This window comes from Gracilibacillus saliphilus (assembly GCF_010994085.1).
GTDB classification, from domain to species: Bacteria; Bacillota; Bacilli; order Bacillales; family Amphibacillaceae; genus Gracilibacillus; species Gracilibacillus lacisalsi.
On sequence record NZ_WJEB01000059.1, the window covers coordinates 1 to 8,089 of the forward strand.

An 8,089-nucleotide genomic window follows, 5' to 3' on the forward strand; every position below is an offset into this window, starting at 1 on the left:
CAGCCGCTACGTTTTTAAGCGGGCGCTCTACGCTTTTCTTAATGAACCATGGTACAAAGCAAAGGTTTTTGTTTTGAGAATTTGGTGATTGGTCAAGTTTTTCATATACTCTTGTCTATCTTTGGTTATATCTATTAGTGACTCGCATAGAATGTTTATAGAAATAGCTTATGGAAAAGAGGCAATGTTTATGGAGAGTGTTTTGAAAATACTTCCGAGCCATATCTCTGAACAAATTGACTTTTTTCTGGTAAAGGAAGAAATAGATATACAGGAGATTAGACTAAGAGTAAATCAACCAGTTGAATTAAATGATGGCAGACGAGTAACGTGGTTAAAACAGACATTTTTTAGCCAGTCGGATGCAAAAATGTTTCTAAACAAAATTAGTGACTTTTCTTTATATCGACTTGAAGAAGAGTTAAGGCATGGATTTATAACAATTCAAGGTGGTCACCGAATAGGTATTTCAGGTTCTGTCATTTTAGAAAATAAACAAGTGAAGGCGATACATCATGTCAGTTCCTTCAATATAAGAATTGCAAAACCTCAATTTGGTATTATTCAACCTTATTTACAATACCTTATGACAGATACCATCCAAAATACACTAATCATAGGTCCACCACAATCAGGTAAAACAACATTTTTAAGAGATCTTGCCAATTATTGCGCAAGTGCTAGTTCAAAGCTTGAACTTAAAACAGCTATTGTCGATGAACGGTCTGAAATTTGCGCTTCTATTAATGGTGTCCCACAGCATTTATTAGCTCCCAGAATTGATGTATTAGATCGCTGTCCAAAGGCAGAAGGAATGATGATGTTTGTTCGTTCCATGTCTCCCGATGTCATTATTGTTGATGAAATTGGAAGTGAACGGGATGCTGAAGCGATTGATGAAGTGATTCATGCAGGTGTGCAAATAGTTTGTACTGTTCATGGCAGGTCATTAACTGATATTAGCGAGCGACCAACGATTCAAAAGATTTTACAAAAAAACATATTTCAACGATTTGTTATCTTGTCGAATCAGCATAAAGCGGGAGAAGTAACAGAAATTTTGAATGAAAAAGGACAACCTCTTTATCAAAGAAGCGTGATATTATGATCAGGCTTCTGGCGTGTTTATTCATCATAGGATCTTTAACCTGGACTGGGCATGAGTATGCTAATAACCTTGCTAATCGACCAAGATTCATCCGAATGTTCAAAAATGCCCTGCAAATTCTAGAGGCGGAAATAGTCTATAGCCAGGCAACTATTAAAGAATCTTTAACTTCTGTCGCAAATCAGATACCAAACCCAATTTCTACTCTCTTTCAGCAGATTGCGGCGGATATCCAAGAAGATAAAGAACAGCTATATCCAATATGGGAAGGTCACGTGGATAAGTTTTATCAGAAACATCCGATTCATTTAGAAGATAAAGAAATTCTTCAACAATTTGGCAGAACGTTGGGACAGCATGATATTATTCAACAACAAAAATATATTCGCTTAACTATTAATCATTTAGAAAGAAAACTGACAGAGGCTGAAGAAAAGAATCATCGCTATGGAAAAATGTCAAGAAGTATTGGCTTTCTGGTTGGTACATTTATCGTTTTACTCTTGCTATAGAGAGGAGATATCACGTGATTGGAGATACAAGTGTTTTATTTCAGATTGCAGGAATCGGAATTATCGTTGCGATGATTCATACTATATTAAAGCAAATGGGGAAAGAGGAATATGCTCAATTTGTAAGCTTGGTAGGGTTTATCATTGTTCTGTTGTTTGTACTTAACAGTATTTCGGATCTATTCCAGCAGATAAGAGCTGTATTTTTTCTAAAAGGATAATGGTTTATGGAAATCTTTGAAGTAATCAGTGTAGGAATTATAGCATCCGTACTATTCTTATTATTAAAGGACAAGCAGCCCAGTATTGCGTTTCTTATTATTGTTTTAACCGTTCTCTATTTTTTCATCTTTGTTATTCAATATGTACAAGAAATTCTTCAACTCATTACTTATTTAGGTGAACAGGCAAATATTAATGAAATCTATATTAAGACAATACTTCAAATTATAGGGATATCTTATATCACAGAGATTGGAGCAAACATCGTCAAAGATGCTGGTTTAGAATCGATTGCTGTCAAGATAGAAATGATAGGAAAAGTGTTTATCCTCATTTTAGCTATACCGATATTTAAATCTTTAATTGAAACGATAATAAATATTTTTCCGATCACATAGTTAGGAAGGATATACATGAAATTTACTAGAAAACTTGCTATCATTATCGCACTTTTCTTCTTTCTTATTCCAATACAACTTGCAGCAGATGTAGCCGATCAAACAGATGCCTACCAACAGATGATAGAAGGGAGCGAGCTTGAAGGATATTGGGATTATTTAGGGGATCAATATAACGATGCACTTCCAGAGCTTAATAAAGAAAATTTATGGTCCATGGTAAAAGGAGAAGGAAACCTCTCAATTAAGGAATGGTTGAAAGGGTTTCTCCGCTTCTTCTTTTATGAGATTGTCGAGAATGGTAAATTACTGGGGACGTTAATGCTGTTAACATTATTTTGTTTAGTTTTACAAACCATACAAAACGCATTCGAAAAGCAAGTCGTTAGTAAAGTTGCCTATGCGATTGTTTATACGATGCTGATTATTATGGCATTACAAAGTTTCCAGCTCGCAACGAATTATGTGCTTGATACAGTGGATATGGCTCAAAGTTTTTTAATAGCTTTATTACCCATGTTACTAGGTATATTAGCATCACTTGGACATCTTGTAACGATTTCATTTTTTCATCCTATCATCATTTTTCTCATTCATACAAGTGTATTTGTCATTTCCAAAATAGTTATACCGTTAATATTAATCTCAGCTATTCTTCAAATTGTTAGTACGATCAGTACCGAGTATAAAGCGACTAAATTAGCAAATTTAATCAAAAATATAGCAATTAGCTTGATGGGAATTTTACTGACAGTTTTTCTTGGGGTAATATCCGTACAAGGAGCTGCTAGCGCAATTCAAGATGGTATTGCGATGAAAACAGCTAAGTTTGTAACCGGTAATTTCATCCCAGTAATCGGCAGGATTTTTACAGATGCAACTGATACCGTGTTAAGTGCTACCATTTTGATTAAGAATGGCATTGGCATGATTGGTGTCGTCATTTTAATTGGAATTGTATTGTTCCCTGCAATTAAAATTTTCACCATCTCTTTAATGTATAAAGTGGCTACAGCTATTTTACAGCCCGTTGGTGATGGACCGGTTATAGAATGCTTGGATATTATCGGCAAACATATCCTTTACTTATTTGCTGCACTATTATTAGTTACCTTTATGTTTTTCTTTACGATAGTCATTCTTATTATATCTAGTAATTTAACGATGATGGTGAGATAGGAGGGGAGAATCATTGAGTACCTATCAAGTTGGATATTACAAATTATCATTTATATGATTCTAGCAATGATCGTTGATCTTATTCTTCCCAGTTCAACATTAAAACAATATGTAAAATTAGTAGTAGGATTATTACTTATTTTAATTATTTTGCAACCATTGTTATCCGTTTTTAATGTGAATGTTCACCAAATGGTGGATCAAATAATTCCCACAAATAGTGATTCATCTGTTGAATCCGAAATGGAAAATGGAATGAATCAGCAGAAAAGTGAAATAGAACAGATACAAGCTGCATATGTATTAGAAGAGATGGTTGTCCAAATGGAAAATATAGTAGAGGAGGAGTTACAAGAGGAGTACAATTATCAAATTGAGGACTTGAAAGTAGATTGGGCTAGTCATCCAACTTCTGAAGAGAATGAACTAGAGCGTATATATGTACAGCTTGTCACGATGGATGATGATTCTGCTAAAGTTGAAGAGGTGAATATTCAAATTGGTGACTCATTACCTCAAACTTCTGAATCTCCGCCACATGATGCAAATGAAATAAAAGATTTCTTAGCTGATCAGTGGGGAGTAGAGGAAGAGATAATTCATATCGGATGGAAGGAGGAATAAGGTGCCTAAATGGATGGAAAAATTTTTATCAAATCTAAAAATGAAAGACAAGAAACCTACGAAGATGCAATATATTGCTTTGTTGGTATTAATAGCAGTTTTTATATTGTTAATTAGTAATATATTCAGTTCAGATCAACCAGATAATCAATTAACTGATCCTCCAAGAATGATGGAATCATCATCAGAAGATGAAGAAAGTGAAACATGGAACCAATCCAATACATCTGATGCAACTTCAAAGATTGGAGATTTAGAGACAGCATATGAAAGTGACTTAGTCCAATTACTGGAGAAAATAACAGGTGTAGCTGAAGTGGAAGTAATGGTAAATTTAGACGCAACTAATGAACGAGTATACGAGAAAAACTTAGTAATTGGTTCACAAATAACAAATGAATCAGATCAAAATGGCGGTACAAGAAAAGTTGATGATGAAACAAGAGAACAAACCGTTGTCATCATTCGTCAAGGGGAACAAGAAACACCATTATTAGTGCAAACCAAAAAACCACAAGTGAGAGGTGTACTAGTAGTTGCGGAAGGCGTGGACAACCTAGAAGTTAAAAAATGGGTGTTAGAAGCCGTGTCCAAAGTATTGGATGTACCGGCACACCGAGTATCGGTTATGCCGAAAAACACATAGATTTATTAGGAGGGGAAACGATGTTAAAAAAGCAAACTGTTTGGTTGTTAACGATGTTAAGTTTAATGATTGTATTAAGTGTGTATTATTTAAATGCACCAACTGAAGGAGATTTAGCCTATTTCGATGCGGATGAGGAACAAGATCAAACGACATCTTCTAATCTAGATCAATTAATGAATGATTCGAATTTAGAAGAGACAGAGGAAACAAGTATGGAAGAAGATGCCACTGAGGAAGAAACGGAAATGGATGATTTAAATACATCATCGATTAACACTAATGAATATTTTACAGCAACCCGTATAGAAATTACCAACCAAAGAAGCGCAGAAAGAGAGAGGCTGGAAGAAATTGTTGCTTCAAGTGAGAGTAGTTCAGATGAGAAGAATGAAGCTTATGAAGCTATGAAAGAAATAGATACGCTAAATACAAAAGAAAACATTTTAGAAGAAGAACTAAAATCAAATGGTTATGAAGAGGTTCTAGTTCGCAATGTATCAGACAATAATCTCACCATAACAGTTCAAACCGACAGTCTTTCAGCGACAGAAGCAAATCAAATTATTCAACAAGCAAAAGATGAATTTGGTGAAATAAAAATTGAAGTCAATTATAAGTCAAGCTAAATCTGTTGTCTTCCGTTTAAATATGCGTTAACTTGTCCTTGAGTAATCTCGAGGGCATTTTTATTTGAAGTTCATTTGAATTAACTGTGATGTTTCGTGATAATTAAAACAATGGGTTGCAGTTTTTATATCTATTGCGTAAAATGTTAGAAGGAGTTATTAGTACCTGTTATTAATTGTAACAAAAGATGAAGGGGTGCAAAAATGTTAACAATACAAGAAATCAATCAATTAATTGAAAAATTAGATCAATCAACTATTGAAGAATTCTCTTATGAGGCAAGTGGTGCCAAAATTAAATTGAAAAAAAATACAGGTGATTCGAAAACAAATATAGTTTCACAACCTGTCGTACAACCGCAAGAAACAGTACCACAACCTAAAGTGGAAGCAACTACAAAACCAGAAGTAACAACAGACGCAACAGAAACAAAAGAGGAACCACAACCAAAAGACGATTATGATCATGAAATTGTCTCACCTATGGTTGGTACTTTCTATAGTTCACCATCACCAGATAAACCCGTATATGTGCAGGTTGGAGATCAAGTAAATGAGGATTCCATTGTATGTATCATAGAAGCGATGAAATTATTTAATGAAATTGAAGCAGATGTAAATGGAACAATAACCGAAATATTAGCTGAAAATGGTGAATTAGTGGAATATGGCCAACCATTATTCCGAATTAAGAAGGCATAAGGGGATGACATTGTGATTAAGAAACTGTTAATTGCTAACCGCGGAGAAATAGCAGTCAGAATTATTCGATCTGCGAAGGAAATGGGTATAGAAACGGTGGCAGTATATTCAGAAGCTGATAGTGATGCATTACATGTACAATTAGCGGATGAAGCATATTGTATCGGACCGAAGTTAAGTACAGACAGTTATTTAAACTTTACTAATATTATGAGTGTTGCAACATTAACAGATACGGATGCGATCCATCCTGGTTACGGATTCTTATCAGAAAACGCAGATTTTGCAGAGATTTGTGATGCATGTAACATAACTTTCGTTGGTCCTAGTGCCTATGCTATCCAAAAAATGGGTACAAAAGATGTAGCAAGAGAAACGATGAGAGAAGCTGGTGTTCCGGTTGTTCCGGGGTCAAATGGTATCATTAAGGATGAAGAAGAAGGACTTAAGGTGGCAAATGAAATCGGATTTCCAGTTATTATTAAAGCTACTGCCGGTGGTGGTGGAAAAGGTATTCGTGTAGCCCGTACCGAGGAAGAGTTGCTAAAAGGTATCCGTGTAACCCAGAATGAAGCAGAAAAAGCGTTCGGAAACCCAGGTGTGTATTTAGAAAAATACATCGAGGATTTTCGTCATGTCGAAATTCAGGTTCTAGCAGATAATCATGGCAATGTAATACATCTTGGTGAACGTGATTGTTCTATTCAAAGAAGGTTACAAAAATTAATTGAAGAAACACCATCACCAGCAATAGATGAAGATATGCGAAAGAAAATGGGAGAAGCAGCAGTAAAAGCTGCGAAAGCCGTTCAATATTCTGGTGCAGGAACAATTGAATTCATTTTTGATCAAAAAGAAAACAAGTTTTACTTTATGGAAATGAATACTCGTATACAAGTAGAACATCCTGTTACTGAAATGGTTACAGGTGTGGATTTGATCAAAGAACAACTCCATATCGCTAATAATGAAACACTAAACTATAAACAAGAAGAAATTACATTTAACGGATGGGCAATGGAATGCCGTATTAATGCAGAAAATCCTGAAAAAGATTTTATGCCATCAGCAGGTAAGATCGAAATGTATTTACCACCTGGCGGCTTAGGAGTTAGAGTCGATTCAGCGGCATATCCAGGCTATCAAATTCCGCCATATTACGATTCGATGATTGCGAAATTAATTACTTATGGCAAGACAAGAAAAGAAGCAGTTGATCGGATGAAACGAGCACTCGATGAATTTGTAGTAGAAGGTGTTTATACTACAATTCCATTCCATCGAAAAATGATGGTACACCCTGTATTTGTTGATGGCGATTTTAATACAAGATTTTTAGAAAAGTATAGTATAATGGAAGAAGAGCAAGACTAATTTTAGTCAAAAAGGGGTGTTTATCATGGCTGAAAACCAATTACTTAATGTTAGTGAATCTACTCCTTTAGGAAAAGTGGAAATTGCACCTGATGTACTAGAAGTGATTGCTGGTATAGCGACTACTGAGGTATCTGGTGTCTCCAGTATGAGAGGAAATTTTGCGACGGGAGTAGCAGAACGACTAGGGAAAAAAGCACATGGTAAAGGAATTAAAGTAGATTTGATAGAAGATACTGTCTCCGTAGATGTATATATTGTCGTGGATTATGGTTACTCAGTTCCAACGGTTGCTGAGAAAATACAATTGAATGTAAGGCAGGCAATCGAAAATATGACCGCCATTCAAATTAAAGAAATTAACGTCCATGTCGTAGGTGTTCATATGGAACAGGTGAATGATGAGAAAGGTGAGTAATCTTTAATATTACTTGTAGCTGGATAAAGGTCCTACAGAATATTCTGATAGGACTTTTATTCATTTTTGTCTTCAAAATATAAAATTAGGACAGAATACATAAACTGCGAAGTAACGTGCAAGAGGCTTTGCTCTCTTCTGTACTGAATTTAGATGAGTGCTACCATACGCTCCGGCAGAATACTACGCTTTCCGTGGGCTCTGCTTCAGCTAACTTTGCAAAGCAGACCACTTGGTGAAGCGATTTTCTTCACCAAGTTAGCTGAGGCCGTGCCCC

General features: G+C 35.4%; 11 protein-coding genes. All 11 read left to right on the plus strand.

The annotated features are described in order from the left end of the window. Positions 1 to 190 precede the first annotated feature (190 nt). The 11 genes from spoIIIAA to GHT08_RS21685 all read left to right on the plus strand — a co-directional run bounded on the left by spoIIIAA (position 191) and on the right by GHT08_RS21685 (position 7,812). Positions 191 to 1,108 (plus strand): stage III sporulation protein AA, encoded by a 918-nt coding sequence (spoIIIAA, locus tag GHT08_RS21635; protein WP_163583461.1) that lies wholly within the window; start codon positions 191 to 193, stop codon positions 1,106 to 1,108. Further along, complete coding sequence (gene spoIIIAB, locus GHT08_RS21640; protein ID WP_163583462.1) at positions 1,105 to 1,620, plus strand: stage III sporulation protein SpoIIIAB; 516 nt, start codon at positions 1,105 to 1,107, stop codon at positions 1,618 to 1,620. The genes spoIIIAA and spoIIIAB overlap by 4 nt, the downstream gene beginning before the upstream one ends. A gap of 14 nt (positions 1,621 to 1,634) precedes the next feature. Further along, positions 1,635 to 1,841 (plus strand): stage III sporulation protein AC, encoded by a 207-nt coding sequence (gene spoIIIAC, locus GHT08_RS21645; RefSeq protein ID WP_018934528.1) that lies wholly within the window; start codon positions 1,635 to 1,637, stop codon positions 1,839 to 1,841. Positions 1,842 to 1,847: 6 nt separating this feature from the next. Continuing rightward, positions 1,848 to 2,240: a stage III sporulation protein AD gene (spoIIIAD, locus tag GHT08_RS21650; RefSeq protein WP_163583463.1), complete on the plus strand. Its 393-nt coding sequence runs from the start codon at positions 1,848 to 1,850 to the stop codon at positions 2,238 to 2,240. Positions 2,241 to 2,255: 15 nt separating this feature from the next. Further along, entirely contained in the window at positions 2,256 to 3,419 is a 1,164-nt protein-coding gene (gene spoIIIAE, locus GHT08_RS21655) for a stage III sporulation protein AE (RefSeq protein WP_163583464.1), read from the plus strand. Between the two features lie 12 nt (positions 3,420 to 3,431). Beyond that, on the plus strand, positions 3,432 to 4,043 hold the full coding sequence (gene spoIIIAF / locus GHT08_RS21660; RefSeq protein WP_272953925.1) for a stage III sporulation protein AF: 612 nt from the start codon (positions 3,432 to 3,434) through the stop codon (positions 4,041 to 4,043). A gap of 1 nt (position 4,044) precedes the next feature. Then, positions 4,045 to 4,689: a stage III sporulation protein AG gene (gene spoIIIAG, locus GHT08_RS21665; RefSeq protein ID WP_163583466.1), complete on the plus strand. Its 645-nt coding sequence runs from the start codon at positions 4,045 to 4,047 to the stop codon at positions 4,687 to 4,689. Between the two features lie 20 nt (positions 4,690 to 4,709). After that, positions 4,710 to 5,318 (plus strand): SpoIIIAH-like family protein, encoded by a 609-nt coding sequence (locus GHT08_RS21670; RefSeq protein ID WP_163583467.1) that lies wholly within the window; start codon positions 4,710 to 4,712, stop codon positions 5,316 to 5,318. 204 nt (positions 5,319 to 5,522) lie between these two features. Further along, positions 5,523 to 6,020, plus strand: coding sequence for an acetyl-CoA carboxylase biotin carboxyl carrier protein (gene accB, locus GHT08_RS21675; protein WP_163583468.1), 498 nt, complete (start codon positions 5,523 to 5,525; stop codon positions 6,018 to 6,020). A 12-nt stretch (positions 6,021 to 6,032) separates the two neighbouring features. After that, positions 6,033 to 7,394 carry an acetyl-CoA carboxylase biotin carboxylase subunit gene (gene accC, locus GHT08_RS21680; protein WP_163583469.1) on the plus strand — a complete coding sequence of 454 codons (1,362 nt, stop codon included), beginning with the start codon at positions 6,033 to 6,035 and terminating at the stop codon, positions 7,392 to 7,394. A 25-nt stretch (positions 7,395 to 7,419) separates the two neighbouring features. Next, entirely contained in the window at positions 7,420 to 7,812 is a 393-nt protein-coding gene (locus tag GHT08_RS21685; protein WP_163583470.1) for an Asp23/Gls24 family envelope stress response protein, read from the plus strand. Positions 7,813 to 8,089: the final 277 nt, after the last annotated feature.